Here is a 25,564-nt window from a genome sequence, read left to right on the forward strand (position 1 = left end):
AGTGAGTTTAAAAGCGAGGGAGTAATCGCGCTGAGTTCTTTTAGTTGTTGATTTCATAACACTCTCCAATTTTGGGGTGGAAAGTGTCAACCTTATTTAGGACGGCACATCAAATACAAAAAAAGCGAGCTCAATGGCTCGCTTTTTTTATTTGATTCGTTTGCTTATTCCGCAGAAGTCTTCTTACTGACAAAACCTAGCTTCTTACCAATCCATGCGAGTAAGATCATTGAAACCATGATCGCAAAGAAGTTTGAGCCTGCTTCTGGGTATTGCGCTTTAATAAACGCAGAGTGACCAAACGCACCTACGAAGAAGCACGCCAAGCCAACTAATGGGATATCTTCTGATACCGGATTATTTAGGTACTCTTGGTAAAGAGCTTGTACAGCCAGTACGAGTGCAATCAATGGGAAGATTGAAAAAGACACTTCACTCATGGTCAACCATGACAACAAAGCATCACCACACATACCTGCAACCAGTGCCAAAATCAGCGTTTTCTTTTCAGATTTATTTCCATTCGACATTATTCTATCCCGCCTTTTAATCGGTTACGTTCACGTTCTTTGCGATACCAATAGGCCCCTTTGGCTATCATTCGCAATTGCATGATCAATCGCTCGGCGAGTTCATCGCGCTCACGTCGATCTAAATCTAAAGCTTCAGCCCCCGAACTGAAAACCAAAGTCACAGACGCTTCTGCTTGAGTATACGCCTCTTCTCTGGTCACGCCGGTGCTCATTAAATACTCGGTTAATTCTGCCGCAAAATGCTGGATTTCTCGAGCAACAGCGGTACGAAATTCAGCAGAAGTGCCGGAGCGCTCACGCAACAACAAACGAAAAACGTTCGGACTACTTTCAATGAATTCCATAAAGGTTTCGACCGAGGTACGAATTACGCTACCTTCTTTCACAATACGTTGACGCGCCTGACGCATCAGTTGACGTAGTAGCAAACCGCCTTCATCGACCATGGTTAAGCCTAGCTCATCCATATCTTTGAAGTGACGGTAAAAAGAAGTCGGTGCAATCCCTGCCTCTCGGGCGACTTCTCGCAAGCTAAGGCTGGAAAAGCTGCGATCCGCACTTAACTGACTAAATGCCGCATCGATCAATGATCGACGTGTCTTCTCTTTTTGCTGTGCGCGGATTCCCATCGATTTCATTCTTAACTTGCTCTTTTTCTGTAGGGTACAAGAGCCTCAATATAACGCAATTTGCTCCTACGGAGAAAGATATGTTGCTTCGCTCGCTCTGAGCGCCGAGAACGTTACTATTGGCATGCATCTAATTGCAATGCTCTCGATGCAATTTATAGACATACAACATACCAAATCACCCTTTTGGTCGATTCTGCGTGATCACTTCCACTCTCTAACAGGCATTACGTGTACCAATAGAGTAAATGAGTTAAAATCGCGCTAAAGCAATGTTAAGCAAATATAACAAGGAAGGCATCATGGCGCATGTTAATCACTATGACGTGATCGTAATCGGTAGTGGCCCTGGCGGAGAAGGGGCTGCAATGGGATTAACCAAAGCGGGACTGAATGTTGCCATTGTCGAGAAAGAAAGCAGTGTCGGCGGCGGTTGTACTCACTGGGGTACCATTCCATCAAAAGCACTGCGTCATGCCGTTAGCCGCATCATCGAATTTAATAGCAACCCGCTATTTTGTCGAAACAACACCAGCGTTCATGCAACATTTTCTGACATTTTAGGTCATGCTAAATCGGTCATTGATAAGCAAACTCGACTTCGTCAGGGCTTTTATGACCGTAACTCATGCACACTTTTGTTCGGAACCGCGCGATTTATCGATAACTACTCAATTGCAGTGATGCAAAGCGACGGTACAGAAGAAATCTATTCTGCGGATAAGTTTGTCATCGCGACGGGTTCTCGCCCGTATCAGCCTAACGACGTAGATTTCTTGCATGAGCGCATCTACGACAGTGATTCCATTTTGAGCCTGAAACACGACCCTCGCCATATCATCATTTACGGTGCGGGCGTTATCGGTTGTGAATACGCTTCTATCTTCCGCGGCCTTGGAGTGAAAACCGACCTTATCAATACCCGCGACCGCTTGTTGGAGTTTTTGGATAACGAAGTGTCAGATGCGCTGTCTTACCACTTCTGGAACAGCGGTGTAGTAATTCGTAATGATGAGACCTATGAAAAAATCGAAGGCACAGAAGATGGCGTGATTATTCACCTACAATCTGGCAAGAAGATGAAGGCAGACTGCTTGTTGTATGCGAATGGTCGAACAGGTAACACCGATAAGTTGAATTTGGGTGCAGTGGGTCTGGAAGCGGACTCTCGCGGACAACTAAAAGTAAACCGTAACTACCAAACCGATATCGAACACATTTACGCTGTAGGCGATGTCATCGGTTACCCTAGCCTTGCAAGCGCCGCTTATGACCAAGGGCGATTTGTCGCACAAGCCATTACGAAAGGTCAGGCAGAAAACTACCTGATTGATGATATTCCAACGGGTATCTACACCATCCCAGAGATTAGCTCTGTGGGTAAAACCGAGCAAGAGCTAACAGCTGCGAAAGTACCGTATGAAGTAGGACGCTCTTCGTTCAAGCATCTAGCTCGTGCACAGATCGCAGGGAAAGACATCGGCAGCTTGAAGATATTGTTCCATCGTGAAACCAAAGAAATTTTAGGGATTCACTGCTTTGGCGAACGTGCTGCGGAAATTATCCACATCGGTCAAGCCATTATGGAGCAAAAAGGCTCAGCGAATACCATCGAGTATTTCGTCAATACCACCTTCAACTATCCAACAATGGCCGAAGCGTATCGTGTCGCTGCGTTGAATGGTTTGAACCGCTTGTTCTAATCTATGCTTCTTGATAGCAGACAGAAAAACAGCAGGCTTGGACCTGCTGTTTTTATATCAACATTGTGTTAGGAAGGTATCCTTGTGCCATTGGTAGAGAAAGATAACCCCTAAACCAATACCCCGCATCAACATAAAGCTCATCATTGCAAACCACAGCGCGTGATTTTCCCACTCGGCGAATAAGTAAAAGACAACGAAGAAACTGCTGGTCGCGACAAACATACTATTGCGCATGTCTTTGCCTTTGGTTGCACCGACAAAAATGCCATCCAATAGAAAGCACCACATCGACGCAAGTGGCATCACCACCAGCCAAGGTAGATACACCGCTGCTTGCTGTTGTACCACCTCAATTGAAGTGATCATGGCGATCAACTGCGATCCCGCCAAACCAAAGAGCGCGGTCAGTCCTAAGCAAATAACCAAACTCCAAAAGAAAGTGCCGACAAGCGATGCACTCAATTGTTGCCTATCTTTGGCACCAATCGCCTTCCCGACCATGGCCTCGATTGCGTAAGCAAAGCCATCCATGCCATACGAGATAATCATCAGGAAGCTCATCAGAACCGCATTTGCAGCGACAACCTCATCACCAAAGCTCGCACCTTGGAACGTCATAAAGCTAAAAGCCGCTTGCAGACACAAAGAGCGCAAGAAAATATCGCGATTCAATTTCACGAAGCGCCCTAACCCATGCTGAGTGTCAGCAAGTAATTGCTTGGGTGACGGCAACTGACGTGCTTGCCATGTCTTCCACACGCAGACCAAACCAAACGCCATGCCTGAGTAATCAGCAATCACGGATGCAAGCGCAGCACCTTCAACTTTCCAACCTAAGCCCATCACAAATAACAAATCGAGAGCGATGTTGGTGACATTGGTGATGATCACCATCCACATTGGTGCTTTGGAATTTTGCGTTCCGAGCAGCCACCCCAACAACACAAAATTCATTAGGGCTGCGGGGGCACTCCACACACGGATAGAGAAATATTGCATGCCGTAGTGTTTTACCTCTGCGCTGGCGTCACTCCAGCCAAAGATCAAATCAGCTATCGGGGTATGGGCAATAAGGAAGACTAACGCAAACAGCAGCGCCATAAGTGAGCCTTGCATAAACACCAAGGCAAGTTGCTTTCGGTCTTCACCCCCATAGGACTGCGCCGCCAACCCAGTAGTCGACATACGCAAAAAACCAAGCAGCCAAAACGTCACGCTGATCATGGTGCTGCCCAACGCAACACCACCCAAATACCAAGCGTGGTCTAGATGACCAATCACCGCAGCATCGACCAAACCGAGCAATGGAACAGTAATATTCGACAGCACCATAGGTATCGCTAAAGCTAAGACTTGGCGATGAACTTTTGGGTTAGATAAAGGAGAGAAGATTGAATTTGTCACAGGCACCTCATCAGTAAGATCGACGAGTGTACCTGAGCGCTTAACGACTAGCCAATTACCACTTGATGTGAACGAGGACTGGCGTGAGGCGATGCTTCAACATTGGAATCTTATTAAGCCAACGCTGCCAAGCTTTCCAACGAGAACAGAATCTATCGAATGGCGAGAAAGCTTTCACCCATTGTGCCCATGGTAACCATTGCAATATCTGTGCTGCAGGCGCTTCAAAGCCATGAGCATAACGATCAGAGCCAAGCTTTTGCCCCCACTTGGTTTCCGTTAAATCTCCTGCCAGCACCATACACAGTTCAGCAGAAACAAAATGTCGACCCAAGGTTTGAATAAATTTCGCGACTTGGCGCTCTGTGCAATCGAGCAGTGCCATTTCACATAAAATGAGTACTGGTGCTTGCTCTGGAATGGCTAACGTCTCTAGCCACGACATTTCATCCACACTGCCACAGCGATGTTCATAGCGTTCATTTTTGTGGAACAAGCGCTGACGCCATACCAAATTTTCCGTCACATCCAACTCTATCCAATGGCAGCGTCCATTATCCAAACGATAAAAGCGGGTATCCAGCCCCGCTCCGACATTGATTATCCAAGCATCGGGATACTGCTGTAAGAAGTGACTAACCTGCTGGTCACAAAGCTGAGTCAGCGTCACGTGCAGCAATTGCTTCTGCGCAATATCACCACTCAAACAGTCCGGCGCCATCTTACAGCTCAAACACGCTTTAGCAGCTATCGGATCGTACACCAAGCCATTGTCGACCATGCTTTCACGGCTACGCAATAACAGTGGCTTTAATAAATGGTTAGGAACTTGATGTTTAGACTGAGACATGGGCATTTCCTGCGCCAGAGAGAAAACATAGACATTAATAAAGATGATAATGAATATCAATTACATTATCAAGCTTATAAATTGGTCAAAAAAAACAAGGTTAAGATGATGAGCAAGCTTTTGGAGGAAGTAGAAAAAGAGAAAAGACAAAACAGCCCAGATCAACTGGGCTGCTTAAATACACTTACATCCAATCGGTATTACGAATAATACCAACGGCTAAACCTTCAATCGTAAGGTGCTGAGACGTTAAGTCCACTTGAATTGGGGCAAACTCTTCATTCTCAGCATGCAGTAATATGGTTGAACCTTTGCGCTCCAAACGCTTCACAGTCACATCATCATCAACACGCGCAACGACAACTTGACCGTCTCTCACGTCTTGGGTTTTATGCACCGCGAGCAAATCGCCATCCATAATCCCGATGTCTTTCATACTCTCGCCATTTACACGAAGTAAGAAATCCGCTTGCGGTTTGAACATCGCAGGATCGACTTGGTAGTGCGCCTCTACGTGCTCTTGAGCCAGAATTGGCTCACCCGCTGCAACTTGACCAATCAATGGCAAACCCTGCTCATCATTGGCTGCGTCTTCAAGCAGGATACGAATCCCACGAGAAGCGCCTGGAATAATTTCAATTGCTTGCTTACGAGCAAGCGCTTTTAGGTGTTCCTCTGCGGCATTCGCAGAGCGGAAGCCAAGCTCACGCGCAATCTCTGCACGAGTTGGTGGCATTCCGGTGTCATCGATTTTACTTTTAATCAAATCGAAGACTTGTTGTTGGCGTGGCGTTAACGGCTTCATGTCTCACCTGTCTTTTTATACAGTTAACTGTGAGTATATCCAGTAAATGCTCAAATGAAAACCCAATTGGTTGTTTTTTAATTTATTTGTGGAGAGCTTTCAGCTTACCGATTAAGTTCATTCTTTATTCGTTTAAAACACCGACTTTTCAGTTAATCAAGTCAAAGCAATAACTTAGGGGTTCGACTAATTTACAGCCAATAAAATTAAAAGGTTTGACCAGTTTCTGGTATCCTTGCAGCGCTTAAATTTTATCGCCTAGGCTTATTTCTATTGCCGTACTCATCTCTTTTTATAGAGAAGACATGCAAAGCGGAAACTGAAATAAGGTTAGGCCTGTTTGAATACCTATTGAGGCTGTGAACTTTATGTCTTCTGGACAATCATTTTCACGTTCATTACTAAAACTACCTTTATCGGTACTGGTAAAGGGCACCACAATCCCGTCGAACCCGATTGAAGATCTGAACATCGACCTAACTAAACCGATTGTATATGCCCTGCCGTTCCGCTCGAACGTGGATTTGCTGACACTGCAAAAACAAGCCATGAGCCTTGGTCTACCCGACCCGCTCAGCCCGCTGGAAATCAATGGCAAAACGCTGAACCGTTTCGTCTTTATCGCTGCGCGTCCAACTGTGATGAACAACGATAATGATGTCCCAACCGATTCTGTTTCTCTGTTCACTGACTTACTGGAACTGCACAAGCTGGATAGTGAGTTGGATGTTCAAATGATCCCTGCAACCGTGCTTTGGGGTCGTAAGCCAGGTAAAGAAGAGAACCAAAAGCCTTACCTTCAACCGATGAATGGTCCGCAAAAAGCCAAAGCAGTAATGGCGGCGGGACGCGACTGCTTAGTTCGCTTTAGTCCCGTGGTATCTCTGCGTTATATGGCAGACTCTCACGGTACCGACAGCGCAATTGCGCACAAACTGGCTCGCGTGGCGCGTATCCACTTCTCACGCCAGAAACTGGCTGCTTCAGGCCCAAACCTGCCACAACGCCAAGTGTTGTTTGCTCGTTTACTAAAATCTCCAGCTATTGAACTGGCGATTGCTGACGAAGCCAAGAGCAAAAACATCTCGATTGATAAGGCACGTAAAGAAGCCCACGACATCATGGATGAAATCGCTGCCGACTTCTCCTATAGTCTGGTGAAAAACGGCGACCGCATCCTGAGTTGGTTATGGACAAGACTATACCAAGGTTTGCACATCAATAACGCCTCGACTGTGCGTCGTTTAGCGCAAGACGGCCACGAAATTGTGTACGTTCCGTGTCACCGTAGTCACATGGACTACCTGCTGTTGTCTTATGTTTTATACCATGAAGGCATGGTGCCTCCGCACATTGCGGCAGGCATTAACTTGAACTTCTTCCCGGCCGGTCCGCTTTTCCGTCGTGGTGGGGCGTTCTTTATTCGTCGTAGTTTTAAAGGCAACAAACTGTACTCAACCATTTTCCGTGAGTATCTAGCTGAGCTGTTTGCCAAAGGCTATTCAGTCGAGTACTTCAGTGAGGGTGGTCGTTCACGTACAGGTCGCTTACTGCAAGCGAAAACGGGTATGCTGGCTATGACCATCCAAGCAATGCTACGTGGTTTAAACCGCCCAGTAACGCTAGTGCCGGTCTACATCGGCTACGAGCACGTAATGGAAGTGGGCACTTACGCGAAAGAGCTGCGTGGCAAACGCAAAGAGAAAGAAAACGCAGGGCTTGTACTGCGTACTCTGCGTAAACTGCGTAACTTTGGTTTGGGCTATGTGAACTTCGGTGAGCCAATTCAGCTCAACCAGTACTTGAACGAGCATGCTCCTGAGTGGACGAAAGACATCGACAGCATGGGTGGTAACAAACCACAATGGATGAATCCTGTGGTGAACGACCTTGCTAATAAGATGATGACGCACATCAACGATGCGGCGGCGGCAAACGCGTTGACCTTGTGTGCAACCGCACTGCTTGCTTCTCGTCAACGTGCACTTTCTCGTGACTCGCTGATCAATCAGATTGAGTGTTACTTAAAGCTACTCAAAAATAACCCGTACTCAAGCACCTCCACTATCCCTATCGAAAGTGCTGAGGAGTTGGTCGATCATGCAATTTCGCTTGATAAGTTCGTGATTGAAAGCGATAGCATGGGTGACATCATTTCGCTGGACCGTAGCCAATCGATCCTGATGACTTACTATCGCAACAACATCATTCACTTGTTCGCTCTGCCGTCATTAATTGCCCAAATGCTCATTCGTCAGCGCAACCTTTCGGTAGCCAAGATTCAAGCGAATGTCGCGCAAATCTACCCATTCTTGAAGAAAGAGCTGTTCTTAAGTTACCAAGAAGACGAGTTGGATGAATTGGTCGTTAAAACACTGCATGAATTTGCCGATCAGAAAATGATTAGTCTTGATGGTGATAAGCTGGAAATCAATCAATCGAACAACCAGCCTTTGGTTCTGCTAGGTCGTACGATAACTGAAACGCTGCAACGCTACTCTATCGCGATGAACTTGCTTGTTGCTTACCCTGAGCTGGGTAAATCGGACCTAGAGCAGAAGAGCCAAGATATTGCTCAGCGCCTAGGGCGTTTGCACGGTATTAATGCGCCAGAATTCTTCGATAAAGGTGTGTTTACCGCCATGTTCAATACGCTCAAACAGCAAAAATACCTCGATAACGATGGTAACTGTGACACGAAGAAAACGCAGCAATTTGCACGACTACTGTTCACTCTGCTTTATCCAGAAGTGAAACTGACGATCGAAGAGAGTATTCACCAACTTCGGTCGTAACCGTTTTACCTTCTTCCAATAAGAAAAAAGGCATCCAATCGGATGCCTTTTTCTATTTCTTCGCTTACCAAAATGCGACCAGTAACCCTATCGCTATCACCATGCCAACATAATTGTTGTTAAGGAAAGCCTTAAAGCACAACTCACGCTCACGGTGACGAATTAAGTGCTGCTGATAAACAAACAACGACGCTGCAATCAAAAGGGTCCAGTAGTAACTTTGTCCCAATTGGTAGAACAGCCCTAACCAAACCAACATCGCGAGTGTAATCAGTTGCAACACACCAATAATAAGCTTGTCATGACGACCAAACAGAATTGCCGTCGATTTAATGCCAATCTTTAGATCATCATCTCGGTCTACCATCGCATATTGAGTGTCGTACGCAATGGTCCACAAAGCGTTAATGAGGAACAAAAACCAAACAATCAATGGTAATTCCCCAGTTTGTGCAGCCCACGCCATTGGAATCGCCCAGCTAAAAGCCAAGCCTAAAAATAGCTGTGGAATATGAGTGTAACGCTTCATAAATGGATAGATGAACGCCAACACAATGCCAGCGAAGGATAGCTGAATCGTCAGCGGGTTCATGGTCAGCACTAACAAAAACGAGCTGATACCCAAAACCAAAAATAATCCAATCGCTTCTTTTGCTGTCACTTTCCCTGATGGCAGTGGACGTTGCTTAGTACGCTTTACATGGCCGTCGACTTTGCGATCTGCAAAATCATTAATCACGCACCCCGCACTACGCATTAGGAATACCCCCAATACAAATACGATGAATACATCCCAACTTGGCATCCCTTGGGCTGAGATAATTAGCGCCCAAATCGTTGGCCACATCAGTAACAGTGAACCAATCGGGCGATCCATGCGCATCAGTTGCCAATATGCTTTGGCTTTTTCTGCGGACATTTACACTGTCTCCTTAGCGTAAACTGGTGAATTAGATAAGAATAACTCGGCGACTAGCATCGGTTTGTGATTCATCCACAACCTTGAGCGTCGCGCTAACAAACGTCCTTCTGGTACGGCTACCCATCCCATTTGCAAAGAGTCCCGCTCAACGTTATCTGCGCTGAACACAGTTAGTCCTAATGGGATATCCCCTTGTTGAGCCAAATCATACTGCTGATCAACTAAGGTTGAGCGAGGAATCAATGTCCGCCCAATAACCCAGTTATTATTGTCACCGCACAAAATTACCTCTCTCAGTAAGCAATCTTGTTCGGACAATAACTGGCTTTCGTCCTGTTTTAATGTCGCTGCAGTGACGATCTGATTTTGTAGCAATTCTACCGTTAACGCTTGGCAGTGCTGTTTTAAACGACGTGACAAAGACCCTTGCTCTTCAAGCCAGTGCTTGGCAAATTCATTTGGAAATTCGAATTCTTCGGGGTTTTGCCACTCTACTTCCAATAAAGAAGCAAGATAGAGTGATGTTGGCTGATTCATACTAGTATTCAATTGGAGGCTTTATGCGTACAATAAAGCAACAACTTACCGTCCATAGTAATGTATGTAACCGTAAGTTCCGTTATTTGTTATAGACGGCCCATTGTATCAAGACTGAAGCGATTCGAATATCGCGATCCAGAGAAAGAAAAGTTAGAAATATGTACAAACGTTATATAGCCCAAATTATTTTTGCGTTAACCATACTATTCGCCGCACCAAGTTGGGCTGAAACGGAAGAAGCTGGACCTAAGTTGGCATACTTTACCCTAGAGCCTGACCTCACTACTAACTTTTACACCAAAGGCAAAAAGTTAGGTTATGTGCAAGTGCGCATCGACATCATGGTAATGAGTCAACAAGATTTATCAGTTGTTGAGCATCACCAACCTTTGATTCGCGATGCAGTGATTGAATTATTGGGTAAGCAAACAGAAGATACGATTAAGTCCCTGTCTGGCCGAGAAGATCTGCGCAAAACCTTAGTGACGACCCTCAACGAAACGCTTTTGCCTGAAACAGGTAAAACCATCATTGCCGATTTGTTGTTTACAAAATACCTTTATCAATAAACCCAAATCCGTTTGAACATAAAAAAGACCGCTCTTGAGCGGTCTTTTCATTTCATCTGCTTTAGGCTTGCTGTTGGTATTTCATCTTGCCTGAATCAAACAGCGCAATCGCCATCCCCGACAGTAGCCCAACTAAGTGAGCGGTGTTTGCAATCGCCATAAATGGCTGCACAAAACCAAGAACTAACCATACCAACATAAAGACGATGATTGGCTTGGGTAGCGTAAGGCCTAAATGTGGCAAGCGGTAACCCAATATCCACAAATAACCAAGCAGTGCATAGACCACGCCAGACAAACCGCCGAAGTTAGCCCCTTCAACATAGAACTGGCCTGCCCCTGAAAACGCTGCCGACACCACAAAGAGTTGCAATAGCTTACCGGAACCGAGACGACGTTCGATGTCGCCACCCAACTGCCACCACCATAGTAAGTTAAACACGATGTGAGTTACTGAAAAGTGCAGTAACGCATGACTTAGCCATCGCCACACTTGCCATTGTTGCCCCTCAAAAGCCGGGAAGTGCAACAACTTAAACACGCCATTGCCAAAGCCAAACATTTGTAACAAGTAGATGATGATACAGACTGTCATGATCAGCAAAGTCATGGGGCCAGCTTTCGCTTTGACCATGCTCATGATACTCGGGCTGGAATAATGAAATGTGCTCTTACGAGTATCGGCAACGTCCCACGAGGCGGCGCTGTATTTTGAATCAGACGGGTTAGCAAGGAACTGCTTAAGTTCGGCTTCCGCTTCTATTTCATGCTGGCTATCAGTCAGCCACAGCGCAAATTGCCCATCCCCTTCTGGCATCATTTCGATGTCAATTTGGCGAGAGGCCATATAATCAATAAAGGCTTGCGCCATACGTGGATTATTTAACGTTACCAATCTCTTCATTAACTTCTCACTATCGGTAGTTCTGCTCGATGCCAGGCTTCAAAGCCACCATCTACACTGTACACCTGTTCAAAGCCTTGGTTAACCAAATATTGCGCCGCACCTTGGCTACTAATACCGTGGTAACACATCACTAGAATAGGTTGTTCGAACTCCACTTCATCCATAAACGCAACGATCGTATCGTTAGTTAAATGATACGCGGACTCCGCATGCGCAACGGCAAACGATTGAGGGTCACGGATATCTACAAGCTTCGCATCACCCTGCTCGAGCAGCGCTTGCGCACCTTGTACATCGATATGCTTAAACTGATCCATTTACTTTCTCATTGTCTTATTAATATACCCAAGCAACCTCGAACCTAACGTACTAATCAGCGCCCGTGGTACAGCATAAAATCCATATTTGAAGCTGCTTGGGTATACTGCCGCTATTGTAACCTATCCAACGGCAAACTTAGACACATGGATAATCAGGGTTTTCAAAAGTGTACACATTCCAACCATTTGTGGATAAAGCTGTGAATTGCGTTGATAAAGTGTATTTGGATCTTTTGATCCACAATATGTAGTGATGATCCTGATCTAACTGTGTGTATATCTATAACTATCCCCAGATGGAAAAGTGCTTGAATCCCTTATTTTGTCCGGGTTTCGAACAGTTGATAAATAATTACTTCACAGAGTTATACACAGGTAGCACATAAAATCCAGATCGCAAACGCTATCGATTTTCGATCGACAATAAAAAAGCCGAGATCACATGATCTCGGCTTTCTATGAAAATCTTACTTTCAATTAGCAGTGGAAATTAAAATTCACCCACGGCCAATTTTAGTTTCTTCATTGCATTTTTTTCTAGCTGGCGAATACGCTCGGCAGAAACACCGAACTCATCAGCTAAGTCTTGCAATGTTGCTTTCTCATCATCTAACCAACGAGAACGCACGATGCGCTGACTACGCTCATCCAAACTCGCTAATGCATGACCCAAGCGATTGTTGGTGTGCATTTCCCAGTTGGCGGCTTCAATGTTGTCGGCCACATCAGACGATTTGTCTTCTAGGTATAGCATCGGCGCTGTGTAAGCGTTTGAACTGTCGTCTTCATCAGTTGGCATATCAAAGGTTGAATCCACCGCCGCTAAGCGTGATTCCATCTCGCGAACTTCAGAAGGCTCAACACCTAACTCGCGCGCAACGGTTTCCACTTCACCGTTGTTAAACCAACCCAAGCGCTTTTTCGACTTACGCAGGTTGAAGAACAATTTACGTTGCGCTTTAGTGGTCGCAATTTTCACGATACGCCAGTTACGTAGCACGTATTCGTGGATCTCTGCTTTGATCCAGTGGACAGCAAAAGAAACCAAGCGAACCCCTACTTCTGGGTTAAAACGCTTAACGGCTTTCATTAGACCGATGTTACCCTCTTGCACAAGATCCGCCATTGGCAAACCGTAGCCAGAGTAACCACGAGCAACGTGAACAACGAATCGTAGGTGCGAAAGAATTAGACCTTTTGCAGCCTCAATCTCACCTTTATAGTGTAATCGTTCTGCCAGCTCACGCTCTTCGTCTGCAGTCAGCATTGGGTAGCTGTTTACTGAGCGAATATAGCTATCAAGGCTATCTTGCGTGACTAGAGCCATCGGATACGCTTCTTTTGTCATTCAATTCCTCATCAATCTCTGATCTGGAGCATTACATTGCAATTTAGCTTCGATATCTTGAACTCAAAATGAACAAGTTTCAAGAAGGGGAAGCAATTATCCATAAACATTTGGTCTAAGCAAGGGTTCAAAATTAGCTAGTGCTAATGAAATCCAAGTAATAAGACCGCCATCACTTAAACTGGTTCAATTTCTTTTAAATGTCGTTGCGCAGAAAAGCGCGCCGCAATACATCCCAAAAGACTCCCAATGATGATTAATAACAAAGATTCATCCCAACTTAGACCAATCAGGCGGAACTGGCTATCGTACAACGCAGCAAGATCTTCCACCGCACTGTTCATGACAATGGTCACTAAAGCCGTTACCAACCACGCAATAGTGGCACCTAACACGCCAAACCACATACCTGTGTACAAGTAAGGGCGCAGAATAAAACTGTCCGTCGCACCGATCAGTTTCATGGTTTGAATCTCTTCTTTATTCGCCAACACATTAAATCGCAATGTATTGCCAACGATTAAAAATACCGCACCGAGCATCAGCACTGTCAGGGTAATGACAATAATACTCGCGAGAGTTTTGATGGCATCAAGACGCGCCAGCCAGTCTTCGTCAAGTCTCACGTCGGTCACATCTTGTTGCTCTCGAACGTCTTTGGCTAATGACTGAATATCACTTTTTAGCTCCGAATCTGGCGTAATCACCAACACACCAGGAAGCGCATAGCCACTTAAAAGACTGATAGCTTGGTCGAACCCTGCATATTGGCTTAAATCAGATAGACCTTGTTGCGGTGAAATATATTCTACCTCTTTTACCAAAGGCCAAGTTTCAATTTGATCTTTGAGAACCATCACTCGCGCATCCGGCATGCCTTCAACTAAGTAAGCACTAACTTGTGAAGGAGAAGCGACATCTTCCGCTGCCCCTGCAACGTTTTTCCCCAATAGATACAAACAAGCTGGCATGGCAAGTGCCATGGAGATGACCGCTAGGGTCAGAATGTTGCCTAGTGGTCGTTGCCATAAGGCGCTAAAAGAGGATTTAGCTTGTTTTACGTGGACAGAGAAAAAACCATCGGTATTCGCACGCTTGGCACTACGGCCTTTCCCCTTCTTTTGGGAGTGCTTGTTACCTGCCATAGTCTTCTACCTCACTTAGGAAGCCTTGATTCAATTCAAAATGACGATACTGTGGGCGAGTGTTTACTAACCCCACATCGTGCGTGGCAAGTAAGATTGTCACGCCCGCACGGTTAAATTCTTCGAATAGACGCAACACACGGTTGGATAATTCTGGGTCAAGGTTACCCGTAGGCTCATCAGCCACCAGCAACGTTGGTCGATTAACCACAGCACGGGCAATACCGACGCGCTGTTGCTCACCACCAGAAAGTTGACTAGGTAGACAACGAGCTTTATCGAGTAAGCCCGTTTTATCTAACGCCGCAGAAACACGTCGTTTGATTTCGTTTTCAGAAATCGATTCGATACGCATTGGCAGAGCGACATTGTCGTACACACTGCGATCCATCAATAGGCGATGATCTTGAAAAACAATCCCAATATTGCGGCGCAAAAAAGGGATGTCTTTGCCTGGAATACGCGTGATGTCGTGGCCATTAAAATGGATTTTGCCATCGGTTGGTCGCTCTATCGCGCAGATCAATTTCAGCAAGGTACTTTTACCAGCCCCGGAATGTCCGCCTAAAAACGCCATTTCACCGCGCCTCAGGTGAAAATCGACTTTTTGCAGTGCTTGTCGACCACCTCGGTAAGCTTTGCTTACTTGCTGAAATTTGATCACCGTTGATTTCCTCTAACTCTTTTTATTCTTCACGACTAAACAGTGCGTCAATAAACTCTTGAGTTTCAAATGGACGCAAGTCTTCGATACCTTCACCCACACCAATGTAACGAATTGGAATACCGAACTGATCAGCAATAGCGAAAATTACGCCGCCCTTGGCTGTACCATCCAGCTTAGTCAAAGTAATCCCGGTTAGAGGGGCAACATCACTGAAAAGTTTCGCTTGGCTAATGGCATTTTGTCCTGTACCTGCGTCAAGCGTTAGCATGATCTCATGTGGTGCAGATTCATCAATTTTCTTCATCACACGTACAATCTTACGCAGCTCTTCCATTAGGTTCGCTTTGTTCTGTAGACGACCTGCTGTATCAGCAATCACCACATCCACACCACGTGCTTTTGCCGCTTCAATCGCATCATAGATAACAGAGGCACTGTCTGCGCCAGTATGTTGAGCAATCACAGGAACATTATTACGTTCACCCCACACTTGTAGCTGCTCAACCGCTGCGGCACGGAAAGTATCGCCCGCTGCAAGCATCACTTTTTTGCCTTGAGTTTGGAACTGCTTCGCTAGCTTACCGATGGTCGTGGTTTTACCCACGCCATTTACACCCACCATCAAGATGACGTAAGGCGTTTTGTTGCTATCGATTTCTAGTGGCTGTTCGACTTTAGAAAGAATCTCAGCCATTTCTTCTTTCAACAAACCATAAAGGGCTTCGCCGTCTTTCAGATCGCCACGTGTGGCTTTTTCTGTCAGGTTGTTGATGATTTTTGTTGTGGTATTCATGCCCACATCAGCAATAAGCAGTTGCTCTTCTAGCTCTTCAAATAAGTCTTCATCGATTTTCTTACCGCTGAACAGACCGAAGAAGCCAGCACCAATATTTGCTTTTGTTCGGCTTAGGCTGCGTTTAAGACGAGCAAAAAAGCTTTCTGTTGGCTTTTCTTGTTCTTGAACACGAGGCGCGGCCGATACGACTTCTGGCTCCTCTGCTTCTGCTTCTGCTTCTGCTTCTGCTTCTGCTTCTGCTTCTGCTTCTGCTTCTGCTGGGGCAGTCTCTGATTGTTTCGCTTCTTCTTCAAGTTCTGGCGTAGCTTCCGCTTGCTCAGCAACCGCTTCGGTTTGCTGCTCTTCAGAAGGCGCTTCCACTGCTTCTTCTTTTACTGTTTCTTCAGTTTTTGGTTTTGGGCTTTGTTCTTCGTCACCAAAACCTAGCCACGAAAGTAATCCGCGCTTCTTTTTTTCCGTCATCTGGGGCTATCCTAGATTGTTCTTTTATCTATTAATGACTCTTTTTTGACAAGATTATTATCTGTCTAAAAAAGGCTAATGACAAAGTTCTGAAAACTTTCCGATTAGGTAATTCTAATCTTATTAGTGTTACACTCTGTCATCTTGAATATTCTGGGCTGTATCCAAGCTCCAAGCTCATTGCTTGGGCGATTAGATATAGTATCACTTTATTAGCGGTCAAAAAATCTATGGTAAGACGTCGCCAGCAAAACTCATCACAAAAAAAGCCAACAACGGGCTTTGTTCGCATTATTAGTGGCTTATGGAGAGGCAGAAAACTTCCTGTACACGATGCTGAAGGCTTACGCCCCACGACAGATCGCGTCAAAGAAACGCTGTTTAACTGGTTAGCTCAAGATGTACCACAGGCAAAATGTCTCGACTTATTTGCTGGCTCTGGCGGCTTGGGATTTGAGTCAGCTTCGCGCCAAGCAGAGCAAGTGACCATGGTTGAGCTAAACCCACAAGCTTTCCAACAGTTACAAAAGAATGTTGCCTCTCTTAACGCGAACAACATCCAAGTGGTAAATACCGACGCACTGAGTTTTTTGAAGCAACCGGGTTCTGCTCACCATGTGGTGTTTATTGACCCACCGTTTCGCAAAGGTCTATTGGATGAGACCGTGGCTCTGCTAGAACAAAATGGCTGGCTCGCGGAAGATGCGATGATTTATATTGAAACAGAAAAAGAACTCAATATTGCCGACTTACCAGAAAACTGGCAATTACATCGAGAAAAAACAGCAGGCCAAGTGAGCTATCGTCTGTACGAACGTACCTCCGCATAACGCCTCGATTTAAAAGGATACTTAAATGAAAGCACTAATTATGCTGGCCAAAGCGGCTATCGCCTTTGTTTGGTTAGTATTAATCCTAAATATTTTTATGCCCTTTCCCGGCAATGCCGCGATTGCGCTATACATCATGACCGCTTTTTTGTTCATCATGCACGGTTTACAAATGGCCATCTTCATTGGTGCATTTGGCGACAAAATAAAAATGAGCAGTTGGGAAAAATATTCAATCCTGATTTTTGGTATTTTTGCCCTACTCGATATTCGTCGTAAACACATGATGTAATCGCTCAGATACGAAAAAGCCGCTCTTGTGAGCGGCTTTTTTTCTGCGTTTCGTTCGTCACCCAATGTAACTTTTTACACCATCCAAGAACATTTGAGTGGAGATCATCACCAGTAACAAGCCCATTAAGCGTTCTACCGCCTTCAAGCCACGTTCACCCAACAAGCGATTAAAGAAGCCATAAAACATCAGTATAAAAAATGTTGCGCCCCACGCAATTACGACTGATGCTGACATTTCCAACATTTTCTCTGGATGTTGCGAAGACAGTAAAAGCAAGGCTGCAATCACTGAAGGGCCCGCGATCATAGGAATGGCCATCGGAACAATAAAGGGCTCCTCGCCTGCTGCCAGTCCAGTAATGCTGCCAGCACTCGGGAAAATCATCTTAATCGCAATAATGAAGAGAATAATGCCACCTGAAATGCTGAGCGTTTCTGGCTGGACATGCAAAAAACTTAAGATGCTTTGTCCTGCAAACAGAAATAGCATCAAGATCAGTAAGGCAAACAGTAGTTCACGAATCAATACCTTACGACGACGCTTGGGATCGATATGTTTGAGAATAGACAACACAATCGGCAAGTTACCGAGAGGGTCCATGATTAGAAACAGCATGGTCGCTGCAGAAAGAATGTCCATATTCTGGCCTCACCTAAAAAATGGCGGCCAGTGTATAGCAAACTGACAACATGAGTATATGACTGAGGGCGAAAACACCATATTCACCCTCGATCTTAGCCGCCGTTTAGTGATTGCAAACTCGCGCCATATTGACCACAAACTTACCTTCAAGCTCACGAATTTTGTCGCGCTTGAGCAAAAATGCTAGTAATGCATCTAAGTCTAGATCATTCAGTTTACAGGTGTGAAAGCGAACGCTAGCGCCAAAGTGCTGTGTGAGGGCTTCGCGATCCATTGGTGTTTCTCTAAGTAGGTTTAGCAGCTCGTGAGCATGGATTTCACTCATTATTGACTCCAGTTATCAAGAACAATGCGTTCAGTTTACTGAAATCCTCAAGAGCTGCTTTGACTTAAATTAGTAAATGATTGAGGCAACAATGAGGGCATGAGCAAAAAAGTAACTACCACTCACCCACAAATAGGCGTGTTTCATCGGTTTTCGATAACCGTGTATCGCGTATGCCAGCGCCGAATAGATCAGAACTAAGGTTCCGCTAAAGCCGATAGCATTGGCGTAACTCGGCACTTGTAACCAAACTTCACCGGCTGCCCAAGCAAGTTGAACCAGCATCATCCCCATGATCACAACAGGGAATACCAGAGAGTCGAGTTGAGGCAGCAACAAAAAGAACGCCACGATACTCGCTGCAAGCAGCAGGGCCAACAGCCACCAGACAATCTCACCATTAAGCTGCACCCAAAATGACTTGCTGTAGCATACCTGGGCAACCAGATAAGCCGTAAAATAGATTAGCTTACGAGTTTTAAACGAGTGCAGCGTATCTGCCACCATAGACACAATAAGCCCACCCGCAATCCAGTAGGTATATGTTGCGGATGCACCTTGAGTTAACACCAACACAAGAAGAAGTAGCAGAGTAAAGATTTTAAACACGAGGGATTGTGTCGGGTTAGCTTGCTTTGCTCCCAACACGGAATACACACCTGATAGCCCTATCGCCAGCCAACTCCACATGCAGTATACACCTTTTACTTAAACTCGCCGCTAGTCTAGGTAGACCAGTTTTGATGTAAAGACACAATCTACGAAAGTTGGATCTCGCTAGCGATTCGAAACATTTTGTAACCCTCAGCCTACGTAATAATAAAGCCGATGAGCCAGAATGATGCCACTAAACATTGGGGCCAAGCTTTGCTCATCAGCCGAACCCATCAAATCACACGACACAATAACCAACGCTTTCTAAAACTATTTAACTGAAAAACAGATAAGTGCTCCAGGTAAGCCGCCATTTCACAAACTGACGATTAAACCACCAGGATGTATGTAATGCAGGCAACAAGAATAAATAACAGACACAAAATAGAAAATAGTCTTGGTAGCGCCTTAAGAGAGGATAAACTACTGATGACTAGGGGTAAAAACTAAGAAAACCGACCTTAATTCAGTAAAAAAAACATCAGACAAGAAAAGTAAGTCAATGATAAATAAAACCATAATTTCAATAACAGATAAAAGTGCAGACTTCATAAACCATAAAATCACTAAACACTTTTGAAGCCCATATTTTCTCATAAGGTAAGAAAATCTCACTCCATGCTTTCGATTTGACGATGCAACCTCATAGCACATTTTTTAATTTTCTCAATTTTTGAGAAATACAGACAAAATAAACACCCAACATACCATTCGAAACAAAAAACAATTACAAAGCCAACATCACAAACCATTTAGTATTATAAAATCATACACTTAAAACAAAAAAGAATAGAAATAAAACAATGTGAACACTTTAAATACAGCACAAAAAACATAGTTTCATTAGTCAGAATCACGTAAAACCAGACAAGTTAAGTGTGGTTTTTGAAAAGATTAACTAGCATATGTTGATCAAACCCCAAAAACAGTGCTATATTAAATTCATCGAGTTCATCAAAGATTAAGGGGTAGTGTTATGATTTCATCTTCTCAAAAACAAGGGCTGGTTATGATTGCAGTGGTTGTGGGTTTAATGACACTGCCAATGATGTACTAACCCAATGATTTAAAATAAAAAAGGACGCAAATGCGTCCTTTTTTATTTATCTGTATAGCTCTACTGAATGTGCTTAGACAAAATATCCCAGTGCATATAGTAGAAACCAAGAGCGGCCAGCGTAATCAACGTCATTAGCAAAATTGCTGTACGCCAAATAAAGCGAGAGCTTCTTGGTGTCAGCTCTTTTTCACAAGCATCACATGCCGCCATAAAGCCTTTACGATCATCCAGCTTGTAATCGTCTTCGTGCACCACTTTGTTACGCACGGTTGCGATGAATCGAAGCTTTGCTATCACGTCATGCGGTAAACGTTCTTCACAACTATTAATAAGTTGGTGCAACCCTTTCCCTTCTGCATGGTACTGAGTACGCAAAAGTTTTTCGATCGTTCGGGTACGCATGACTACTTTTTCAATATCTGACATCGTAACCCTCCTTACCAGACCCTTCCTATGTTCATTATTTTTATTCTTCTATAAATTTAGAGCTTTTTCGAGCCGTTAAGTGCAATTTTACTTTCAATTTGTGCCCTTGAGCTCATATAGCCTAACAAGTGAAAGCCGCTTCGTTCAGCTTTAGTGACTTCGCTTGCAGATGAAGCGACGATTTCATCGTGCATCATTAAGATAAATCGTGAAGTGCGCCGAATAATCTCCATATCCCTTTCATTAGATTATGAATAAGTTACCTCAACTCATCGTTTCGTCAGCGAGTTCTGTAGAATGGGACCCGATAAAACATTGGAGGTTAATATGCCAATCTCACTTATTGTCGCCCTATTCGCCCTTATTGCCTTGGGCGCGTGGGTGTTTTTCCGTTTTTATAGTAAGCACTATGTGGGCGAAGACGCTCCAGAGCAAAGCGCGCAGGTAACGGTTCTAGATAAACAAGCGATAGACATCCCAAACGCACCACCAGGTCAAGACGATCAAGAGTATTGGATTTACGTTCAACGTGGTTCTATCGGTCCAAAGCGTGAATTCCAAATTGGAGTGCATTACTACCATGCACTTAACCCTGGAGATAAGGGAACACTGACCTATCGCGGCAACAAGTTCCTTCACTTCGCTATCAAACGTTAAGGCAGTAACCAACGGGTCTTGGCAGAACGAGAAAAGAGATAGCTCATCGCCAAGGCTCCAGCTCCACTTAGAACGATCCAGACTGGAATCACCCACGCAGGATGTCCTGTGTACCAACCGAACTCTTTCATCGGCCATAAGAAAATAGGGTGAAGTAAGTAAATCCCCAAGCTGTGCTGACTGATCACACTTACCACTTTTTGTACTTTTGTTGATAAGCCTTCACCAAAGTAACGCCCGATCATAAAAATCATCGAAGCCGCTAGAATCACATTCAGTGTTTTATAAGAGAGCCAGCGCCCAACCGTATACTTCTCCGCCTCTAAGCTATTTGTCACAACCATAGTAAAAGTCACTGCCAACGCCACGAGTCCTAGCCCAACAAATAAGGTCACCATAGAGCGATTCAAAGGTACCTTTTGAAATAAAACATACCCCAGTGGAAGGTAACCCATATAAAGCCACATCTGATTACTCCAAGGGCCATCAATCTTGAACAAGAACAGAGTGCTGGTGAAAAGCCAAAATGCGAGATAGGTATACAAGACGTTGTCATCCACGTTGCGTACCATCCATTGAAACAGCGGAATCACAAAATACAGTGGTATAAAGTAATAGAAAAAGCCGAGATGGTAATACGTTGCGTGGAATGGGCTATTGCTTAATACCTCTTTTACGGTTTCAAAATCAAAGCCTTGAGAAGTCCAACCTGAAAGGTATGCATAAAACATCGACCAAATAAGAAATGGAACTAAAACTTTGCCCAAACGCCTTTTGATATAATACTTACCGTCAAATGGTCGAGTGTCACTGAGCATTAGCGCTCCGGTGATCAAAATAAAAACTGGCACTGCCCAGCGGGTTACGCTATTCACGCCTACCGCTGTCAGCCATTGGTCAAATGGAATCACTCCTAACTCATTTCGATACGGTGCCAAGACGTGAATGGCGATCACTGCTACCGCTGCGAAGCAGCGCAATAAATCAAAAAACAGAACCCTTTCTCTCATACCTTTCCCTACTTTGAGTCGCTTATCGTTTATAGCATAGGGTAAATCTCAACCAGTGAAATAGTTAACAATCTGTTTTTGCTTATTTTTAACTCAACAATGACCTACAACGGGGATTTCATCACCACTCTAATCACTTAACGAGAACCAAAAACCAAGCATCAGTATTCACTCTCGATGCCAAACCGACACAATCTGATTACAGCAAACGGCGCATAAGAAACAAAAATGGCTCCGATTTGGAGCCATTTATACCATCTACAGATAGCGATACTGGGGATAGTTACGCAGTAGCAACATCAGCTTTTGGCAACTTAATTGAAATCAGCGTCGTCAGTGCCAAGAAAGCAAAAGAAACCCATAAGCACGCTGCAAGACCAGCCTCTTGGTAGATCCAACCCGATAATACCGTGCCAATCAAACGTCCCATCGCATTGGCCATGTAGTAAAAACCGACATCCAACGAGACGCCATCGCCTTTAGCGTAGCTCACTATCAAGTACGAGTGCAGCGAAGAGTTAATGGCAAACACAGCGCCAAAAATCATCAAACCTACCACAATCACCAATTCAGGCTGCCAACCGATTTGCACACCATAAGCAATACCAGCCGTAATTAACGCTAGGATTCCTGCCCACACCAATGCTGCACTACCATCAGGCACACGACCTTGCGCTTTGCCAGTAATACGCGGCGCAAAGCCTTGCACAAACCCATAAGCAATGACCCACGCTGCGAGAAAGCTACCAACCCACAAGTGATCCCAGCCAAACACGCTACCAAGATAAATAGGCAGAGCAACGACAAACCACACATCACGAGCACCAAACAAGAACATGCGTGCTGCGGATAAAATGTTTATCGATTCAGACTTGGAGAATATTTGGCGAAACTTAGGTTTACTCTTTGCTTTACCCATGTCCGCTTCTAGCCAGATCATGCTGCAAACAAACACTAATGTAAGTACACCCGCCATAATAAACATCGAGTTTTGAAAACCCACCCAAGACAGCAGCAAGCCACCAACAAAAAAGCCCGCTCCTTTGAGTGCATTCTTCGAGCCAGTCAAAATCGCTACCCATTTGTAGAGCGCACCTTGCTGTTCGTCTGGTACTAGCGTTTTAATCGCGCTCTTAGCACTCATTTTGTTCAGATCTTTGGCAATCCCCGACAGAGCTTGCGCTGCCATCACCCAAGGAATGGTCAGCCATGCATTTGGTACTGCGAGCATCAGCAACGCAAACACTTGCATCGCTAAACCAATGTTCATGGTTTTATTTAGGCCTAACCTTGCGCCCAACCAACCACCAACCAGGTTTGTCACCACACCAAAAAATTCATAGAAAAGAAACAGTGAGGCAATAGCTAACGTGGAATAACCTAAGTCATGAAAATAGAGCACCACCAGCATACGCAGTGCGCCATCGGTCACCGTAAAGTTCCAATAGTTAAACGTCACTAACATGTACTGACGAATACTTTTGCTTAATTGAGAAATCATATTGACCTCATATGTACAGCGATAGAAGCATTTAGATCATCATGTTCTAAATACTTCCTAACCTGTACAGCAACATTGACCAATACAGTGTTGCTGTGATTTTCAAAAAATGCCCCAACATCAATAAAAAGCAAAATACACCTTAAAAACAATGCATTAGTTAATATTAATGGCTTTTCTTGTAAACAGTCGTATCCTGAAGAAGCTCGAATTTAGCTTTTGGATCATAATGAACCAAAAGCTATTTAAGCTGATCAAGCGTCTTGAGCCACGCGTTCGATATACTCAACTTGCACAGGTTTTGTAAATGCACCAGGGCGCAATGCCTGCACTTCTCGCACGATATCTTCTAACTGCCATTCCTTTTCTAGGAGTAGGTGAGCAGCGAACAAACCTGTGCGCCCCGAACCACCCATACAATGCATCGCAACTTTGCCACCTTGAGCAAGAATCGCGTGCAGTTCCGGACTGGCTTGTTGCCACTTCGTCGCAAATTCTTCATTTGGTGCGCAGTCGTCTTCAATCTCGATCTGGAACCATTTCATACCCAGTTGCTGAGTGGCTTCACCCAATGCAGAGACATTCTTCGCAGCTAATTCACTATCATCTAATGCAGTAACGACCGCTTGAACACCCTGCTCTTTCAACTGTTCTAACGACGCATGCAAATCGACACCTTTCGTTCCTGGGCACGGTGTTAAGATTAAAGCACCGGAGTCCAAATCTAATTGCCATGTAGGATGAGACATTGTGACCCCCTTTTAAGCCAAACCAACGTTACGAACCAGCTCTGCTGTGCGCGTTGCATAACCCATTTCGTTATCGTACCAAGCATAAATCTTAACCATACGAGAACCCACAACCATGGTTGATTGCGCATCAACGATGGTTGAACGTTGGTCGCCTTTATAATCGATAGAAACTAAAGGACGCTCTTCGAAGCCAAGGATGCCTTTCAAATCACCTTCAGATGCTTCTTTTAACAGTGCATTCACTTCTTCTGCTGTGGTATCACGCTTCACATCAAAAATGATGTCTGTTAACGATGCGTTTGCTAGAGGTACGCGAACCGCATGACCATTAATTTTGTCTTTTAATTCTGGGAAAATTTCGACAATCGCCTTCGCGCTACCCGTCGTAGTCGGGATAAGGCTCATGCCGCATGCTCTTGCACGGCGTAGATCTTTGTGTGGCGCATCCAAAATAGTTTGCGTATTCGTCAGGTCGTGAATGGTCGTAAAAGAAGATTGTTCGATACCCAATTTCTCATGAATGACTTTAACCACAGGTGCGATACAGTTAGTCGTACACGAAGCTGCTGTCACGATACGATGTTTTTCAGGGTCGAAAATATGGTCGTTCACGCCCACCACAATGTTCGCGATACCTTCTTCTTTCACAGGTGCGCTTACCACGACACGTTTCACGCCTTGCTCTAGGTATTTGTTTAGGAATGATGTTTTGCGATGTACGCCTGTCGCTTCAATCACAACATCACAATCAGACCAGTTCACCGCATCGATATCGCGTTGTTGAGTCGTGGCGACACGCTTGCCGTTGATGACGAGCTCACTGCCTTCGACCTGAACTCCATGATGCCAACGACCTTGCACTGAATCGAATTCTAATAAGTGACCAAGCGTAGCGGCGTCACCTGCGACATCGTTGATTAACACAAACTCCAATTCTGGCCAATCAAATGCCGCTCGCAGCGCTAAGCGACCAATTCGGCCAAAGCCATTAATTCCTACTTTAATTGTCATAGT

At 44.8% G+C, this 25,564-nt stretch carries 28 protein-coding genes; 6 read left to right on the forward strand and 22 right to left on the reverse strand.

Annotated features, from left to right (window positions below; translation table 11 throughout):
• Nucleotides 1-164: 164 nt before the first annotated feature.
• Nucleotides 165-530, reverse strand: a complete 366-nt coding sequence (locus R7P80_RS27950; protein WP_005378634.1) for a YijD family membrane protein — start codon at nucleotides 528-530, stop codon at nucleotides 165-167.
• A complete protein-coding gene (gene fabR / locus R7P80_RS27955) occupies nucleotides 530-1,171 on the reverse strand; it encodes an HTH-type transcriptional repressor FabR (protein ID WP_005378632.1) in 642 nt (213 codons plus the stop codon). The genes R7P80_RS27950 and fabR overlap by 1 nt, the downstream gene beginning before the upstream one ends.
• A 263-nt stretch (nucleotides 1,172-1,434) precedes the next feature.
• Between fabR and sthA the strand changes: the two genes are divergently transcribed.
• The gene (sthA, locus tag R7P80_RS27960; RefSeq protein WP_005389689.1) at nucleotides 1,435-2,865 is read left to right on the forward strand and encodes a Si-specific NAD(P)(+) transhydrogenase; all 1,431 of its coding nucleotides are present in this window, start codon (nucleotides 1,435-1,437) and stop codon (nucleotides 2,863-2,865) included.
• A 57-nt stretch (nucleotides 2,866-2,922) separates the two neighbouring features.
• Here the strand turns inward: sthA and dinF are convergent, their stop codons facing one another.
• The 3 genes from dinF to lexA all read right to left on the reverse strand — a co-directional run bounded on the left by dinF (nucleotide 2,923) and on the right by lexA (nucleotide 5,927).
• Entirely contained in the window at nucleotides 2,923-4,272 is a 1,350-nt protein-coding gene (gene dinF / locus R7P80_RS27965) for an MATE family efflux transporter DinF (protein WP_017821292.1), read from the reverse strand.
• 55 nt (nucleotides 4,273-4,327) lie between these two features.
• Nucleotides 4,328-5,122 carry a class I SAM-dependent methyltransferase gene (locus R7P80_RS27970; protein WP_005378679.1) on the reverse strand — a complete coding sequence of 265 codons (795 nt, stop codon included), beginning with the start codon at nucleotides 5,120-5,122 and terminating at the stop codon, nucleotides 4,328-4,330.
• Between the two features lie 184 nt (nucleotides 5,123-5,306).
• Nucleotides 5,307-5,927 (reverse strand): transcriptional repressor LexA, encoded by a 621-nt coding sequence (gene lexA, locus R7P80_RS27975; RefSeq protein ID WP_005378682.1) that lies wholly within the window; start codon nucleotides 5,925-5,927, stop codon nucleotides 5,307-5,309.
• Between the two features lie 368 nt (nucleotides 5,928-6,295).
• Here lexA and plsB point away from each other — a divergent pair, with 368 nt between their 5' ends.
• The gene (plsB, locus tag R7P80_RS27980) at nucleotides 6,296-8,722 is read left to right on the forward strand and encodes a glycerol-3-phosphate 1-O-acyltransferase PlsB (RefSeq protein WP_017636074.1); all 2,427 of its coding nucleotides are present in this window, start codon (nucleotides 6,296-6,298) and stop codon (nucleotides 8,720-8,722) included.
• Between the two features lie 64 nt (nucleotides 8,723-8,786).
• On the opposite strand, the gene ubiA is transcribed toward plsB, so the two are convergent.
• Nucleotides 8,787-9,641 carry a 4-hydroxybenzoate octaprenyltransferase gene (gene ubiA, locus R7P80_RS27985; protein ID WP_025768169.1) on the reverse strand — a complete coding sequence of 285 codons (855 nt, stop codon included), beginning with the start codon at nucleotides 9,639-9,641 and terminating at the stop codon, nucleotides 8,787-8,789.
• Nucleotides 9,642-10,181 (reverse strand): chorismate lyase, encoded by a 540-nt coding sequence (locus R7P80_RS27990; protein WP_005378686.1) that lies wholly within the window; start codon nucleotides 10,179-10,181, stop codon nucleotides 9,642-9,644.
• Nucleotides 10,182-10,342: 161 nt separating this feature from the next.
• Between R7P80_RS27990 and R7P80_RS27995 the strand changes: the two genes are divergently transcribed.
• Nucleotides 10,343-10,753, forward strand: coding sequence for a flagellar basal body-associated protein FliL (locus tag R7P80_RS27995; protein WP_005378687.1), 411 nt, complete (start codon nucleotides 10,343-10,345; stop codon nucleotides 10,751-10,753).
• Between the two features lie 61 nt (nucleotides 10,754-10,814).
• On the opposite strand, the gene glpG is transcribed toward R7P80_RS27995, so the two are convergent.
• The 6 genes from glpG to ftsY all read right to left on the reverse strand — a co-directional run bounded on the left by glpG (nucleotide 10,815) and on the right by ftsY (nucleotide 16,398).
• A complete protein-coding gene (glpG, locus tag R7P80_RS28000) occupies nucleotides 10,815-11,657 on the reverse strand; it encodes a rhomboid family intramembrane serine protease GlpG (protein WP_213880868.1) in 843 nt (280 codons plus the stop codon).
• The gene (gene glpE / locus R7P80_RS28005; RefSeq protein ID WP_005378691.1) at nucleotides 11,657-11,977 is read right to left on the reverse strand and encodes a thiosulfate sulfurtransferase GlpE; all 321 of its coding nucleotides are present in this window, start codon (nucleotides 11,975-11,977) and stop codon (nucleotides 11,657-11,659) included. Before glpE ends, glpG begins: the two co-directional genes overlap by 1 nt.
• A 493-nt stretch (nucleotides 11,978-12,470) precedes the next feature.
• On the reverse strand, nucleotides 12,471-13,328 hold the full coding sequence (gene rpoH / locus R7P80_RS28010; protein WP_005378693.1) for an RNA polymerase sigma factor RpoH: 858 nt from the start codon (nucleotides 13,326-13,328) through the stop codon (nucleotides 12,471-12,473).
• Between the two features lie 176 nt (nucleotides 13,329-13,504).
• Nucleotides 13,505-14,473: a permease-like cell division protein FtsX gene (ftsX, locus tag R7P80_RS28015; protein WP_225492184.1), complete on the reverse strand. Its 969-nt coding sequence runs from the start codon at nucleotides 14,471-14,473 to the stop codon at nucleotides 13,505-13,507.
• Nucleotides 14,463-15,137, reverse strand: a complete 675-nt coding sequence (gene ftsE / locus R7P80_RS28020) for a cell division ATP-binding protein FtsE (RefSeq protein WP_005378697.1) — start codon at nucleotides 15,135-15,137, stop codon at nucleotides 14,463-14,465. The genes ftsX and ftsE overlap by 11 nt, the downstream gene beginning before the upstream one ends.
• A gap of 22 nt (nucleotides 15,138-15,159) precedes the next feature.
• A complete protein-coding gene (gene ftsY, locus R7P80_RS28025; RefSeq protein WP_225492182.1) occupies nucleotides 15,160-16,398 on the reverse strand; it encodes a signal recognition particle-docking protein FtsY in 1,239 nt (412 codons plus the stop codon).
• Between the two features lie 230 nt (nucleotides 16,399-16,628).
• Here ftsY and rsmD point away from each other — a divergent pair, with 230 nt between their 5' ends.
• On the forward strand, nucleotides 16,629-17,228 hold the full coding sequence (gene rsmD / locus R7P80_RS28030; RefSeq protein ID WP_005378702.1) for a 16S rRNA (guanine(966)-N(2))-methyltransferase RsmD: 600 nt from the start codon (nucleotides 16,629-16,631) through the stop codon (nucleotides 17,226-17,228).
• 25 nt (nucleotides 17,229-17,253) lie between these two features.
• A complete protein-coding gene (locus R7P80_RS28035; RefSeq protein WP_005378704.1) occupies nucleotides 17,254-17,520 on the forward strand; it encodes a DUF1145 domain-containing protein in 267 nt (88 codons plus the stop codon).
• A gap of 57 nt (nucleotides 17,521-17,577) precedes the next feature.
• Here R7P80_RS28035 and R7P80_RS28040 read toward each other — a convergent pair whose 3' ends face one another.
• The 5 genes from R7P80_RS28040 to R7P80_RS28060 form a co-directional block, all read right to left on the reverse strand.
• Nucleotides 17,578-18,162, reverse strand: a complete 585-nt coding sequence (locus R7P80_RS28040) for a YhgN family NAAT transporter (RefSeq protein ID WP_005389671.1) — start codon at nucleotides 18,160-18,162, stop codon at nucleotides 17,578-17,580.
• Between the two features lie 106 nt (nucleotides 18,163-18,268).
• A complete protein-coding gene (locus tag R7P80_RS28045) occupies nucleotides 18,269-18,490 on the reverse strand; it encodes a YecH family metal-binding protein (protein ID WP_005378711.1) in 222 nt (73 codons plus the stop codon).
• 69 nt (nucleotides 18,491-18,559) lie between these two features.
• A complete protein-coding gene (locus tag R7P80_RS28050; RefSeq protein ID WP_005389670.1) occupies nucleotides 18,560-19,180 on the reverse strand; it encodes a lysoplasmalogenase in 621 nt (206 codons plus the stop codon).
• Between the two features lie 1,081 nt (nucleotides 19,181-20,261).
• Nucleotides 20,262-20,630: a hypothetical protein gene (locus R7P80_RS28055; RefSeq protein WP_005378717.1), complete on the reverse strand. Its 369-nt coding sequence runs from the start codon at nucleotides 20,628-20,630 to the stop codon at nucleotides 20,262-20,264.
• A gap of 56 nt (nucleotides 20,631-20,686) precedes the next feature.
• On the reverse strand, nucleotides 20,687-20,863 hold the full coding sequence (locus tag R7P80_RS28060) for a hypothetical protein (protein WP_155490590.1): 177 nt from the start codon (nucleotides 20,861-20,863) through the stop codon (nucleotides 20,687-20,689).
• 94 nt (nucleotides 20,864-20,957) lie between these two features.
• On the opposite strand from R7P80_RS28060, the gene R7P80_RS28065 reads away from it, so the two are divergent.
• The gene (locus R7P80_RS28065; protein ID WP_005389668.1) at nucleotides 20,958-21,287 is read left to right on the forward strand and encodes a DUF2500 domain-containing protein; all 330 of its coding nucleotides are present in this window, start codon (nucleotides 20,958-20,960) and stop codon (nucleotides 21,285-21,287) included.
• Here R7P80_RS28065 and R7P80_RS28070 read toward each other — a convergent pair.
• The 4 genes from R7P80_RS28070 to R7P80_RS28085 all read right to left on the reverse strand — a co-directional run bounded on the left by R7P80_RS28070 (nucleotide 21,284) and on the right by R7P80_RS28085 (nucleotide 25,561).
• On the reverse strand, nucleotides 21,284-22,297 hold the full coding sequence (locus tag R7P80_RS28070; RefSeq protein ID WP_213967236.1) for an acyltransferase: 1,014 nt from the start codon (nucleotides 22,295-22,297) through the stop codon (nucleotides 21,284-21,286). The genes R7P80_RS28065 and R7P80_RS28070 overlap by 4 nt on opposite strands.
• A gap of 283 nt (nucleotides 22,298-22,580) precedes the next feature.
• Nucleotides 22,581-23,798, reverse strand: coding sequence for an organoarsenical effux MFS transporter ArsJ (arsJ, locus tag R7P80_RS28075; protein WP_005383628.1), 1,218 nt, complete (start codon nucleotides 23,796-23,798; stop codon nucleotides 22,581-22,583).
• A gap of 254 nt (nucleotides 23,799-24,052) precedes the next feature.
• Nucleotides 24,053-24,547 (reverse strand): cyclin-dependent kinase inhibitor 3 family protein, encoded by a 495-nt coding sequence (locus R7P80_RS28080; RefSeq protein ID WP_005383629.1) that lies wholly within the window; start codon nucleotides 24,545-24,547, stop codon nucleotides 24,053-24,055.
• Nucleotides 24,548-24,559: 12 nt separating this feature from the next.
• Nucleotides 24,560-25,561 (reverse strand): ArsJ-associated glyceraldehyde-3-phosphate dehydrogenase, encoded by a 1,002-nt coding sequence (locus tag R7P80_RS28085; RefSeq protein WP_005383630.1) that lies wholly within the window; start codon nucleotides 25,559-25,561, stop codon nucleotides 24,560-24,562.
• Nucleotides 25,562-25,564: the final 3 nt, after the last annotated feature.

Origin of the sequence: Vibrio sp. 2092, assembly GCF_033339635.1 — a bacterium.
Classification (GTDB): Bacteria; Pseudomonadota; Gammaproteobacteria; order Enterobacterales; family Vibrionaceae; genus Vibrio; species Vibrio alginolyticus.

What these genes read in the sequence shown, in the direction of transcription:
- R7P80_RS27950 (WP_005378634.1), bottom strand. Translation starts at nt 530, where the DNA reads ATGTCGAATGGAAATAAATCTGAAAAGAAAACGCTGATTTTGGCACTG.
- fabR (WP_005378632.1), bottom strand. Translation starts at nt 1,171, where the DNA reads ATGAAATCGATGGGAATCCGCGCACAGCAAAAAGAGAAGACACGTCGA.
- sthA (WP_005389689.1), top strand. Translation starts at nt 1,435, where the DNA reads ATGTTAAGCAAATATAACAAGGAAGGCATCATGGCGCATGTTAATCAC.
- R7P80_RS27970 (WP_005378679.1), bottom strand. Translation starts at nt 5,122, where the DNA reads ATGTCTCAGTCTAAACATCAAGTTCCTAACCATTTATTAAAGCCACTG.
- lexA (WP_005378682.1), bottom strand. Translation starts at nt 5,927, where the DNA reads ATGAAGCCGTTAACGCCACGCCAACAACAAGTCTTCGATTTGATTAAA.
- plsB (WP_017636074.1), top strand. Translation starts at nt 6,296, where the DNA reads ATGTCTTCTGGACAATCATTTTCACGTTCATTACTAAAACTACCTTTA.
- ubiA (WP_025768169.1), bottom strand. Translation starts at nt 9,641, where the DNA reads ATGTCCGCAGAAAAAGCCAAAGCATATTGGCAACTGATGCGCATGGAT.
- R7P80_RS27990 (WP_005378686.1), bottom strand. Translation starts at nt 10,181, where the DNA reads ATGAATCAGCCAACATCACTCTATCTTGCTTCTTTATTGGAAGTAGAG.
- R7P80_RS27995 (WP_005378687.1), top strand. Translation starts at nt 10,343, where the DNA reads ATGTACAAACGTTATATAGCCCAAATTATTTTTGCGTTAACCATACTA.
- glpG (WP_213880868.1), bottom strand. Translation starts at nt 11,657, where the DNA reads ATGAAGAGATTGGTAACGTTAAATAATCCACGTATGGCGCAAGCCTTT.
- glpE (WP_005378691.1), bottom strand. Translation starts at nt 11,977, where the DNA reads ATGGATCAGTTTAAGCATATCGATGTACAAGGTGCGCAAGCGCTGCTC.
- rpoH (WP_005378693.1), bottom strand. Translation starts at nt 13,328, where the DNA reads ATGACAAAAGAAGCGTATCCGATGGCTCTAGTCACGCAAGATAGCCTT.
- ftsX (WP_225492184.1), bottom strand. Translation starts at nt 14,473, where the DNA reads ATGGCAGGTAACAAGCACTCCCAAAAGAAGGGGAAAGGCCGTAGTGCC.
- ftsY (WP_225492182.1), bottom strand. Translation starts at nt 16,398, where the DNA reads ATGACGGAAAAAAAGAAGCGCGGATTACTTTCGTGGCTAGGTTTTGGT.
- rsmD (WP_005378702.1), top strand. Translation starts at nt 16,629, where the DNA reads ATGGTAAGACGTCGCCAGCAAAACTCATCACAAAAAAAGCCAACAACG.
- R7P80_RS28035 (WP_005378704.1), top strand. Translation starts at nt 17,254, where the DNA reads ATGAAAGCACTAATTATGCTGGCCAAAGCGGCTATCGCCTTTGTTTGG.
- R7P80_RS28040 (WP_005389671.1), bottom strand. Translation starts at nt 18,162, where the DNA reads ATGGACATTCTTTCTGCAGCGACCATGCTGTTTCTAATCATGGACCCT.
- R7P80_RS28045 (WP_005378711.1), bottom strand. Translation starts at nt 18,490, where the DNA reads ATGAGTGAAATCCATGCTCACGAGCTGCTAAACCTACTTAGAGAAACA.
- R7P80_RS28050 (WP_005389670.1), bottom strand. Translation starts at nt 19,180, where the DNA reads ATGTGGAGTTGGCTGGCGATAGGGCTATCAGGTGTGTATTCCGTGTTG.
- R7P80_RS28055 (WP_005378717.1), bottom strand. Translation starts at nt 20,630, where the DNA reads ATGTCAGATATTGAAAAAGTAGTCATGCGTACCCGAACGATCGAAAAA.
- R7P80_RS28060 (WP_155490590.1), bottom strand. Translation starts at nt 20,863, where the DNA reads ATGGAGATTATTCGGCGCACTTCACGATTTATCTTAATGATGCACGAT.
- R7P80_RS28065 (WP_005389668.1), top strand. Translation starts at nt 20,958, where the DNA reads ATGCCAATCTCACTTATTGTCGCCCTATTCGCCCTTATTGCCTTGGGC.
- R7P80_RS28070 (WP_213967236.1), bottom strand. Translation starts at nt 22,297, where the DNA reads ATGAGAGAAAGGGTTCTGTTTTTTGATTTATTGCGCTGCTTCGCAGCG.
- arsJ (WP_005383628.1), bottom strand. Translation starts at nt 23,798, where the DNA reads ATGATTTCTCAATTAAGCAAAAGTATTCGTCAGTACATGTTAGTGACG.
- R7P80_RS28080 (WP_005383629.1), bottom strand. Translation starts at nt 24,547, where the DNA reads ATGTCTCATCCTACATGGCAATTAGATTTGGACTCCGGTGCTTTAATC.
- R7P80_RS28085 (WP_005383630.1), bottom strand. Translation starts at nt 25,561, where the DNA reads ATGACAATTAAAGTAGGAATTAATGGCTTTGGCCGAATTGGTCGCTTA.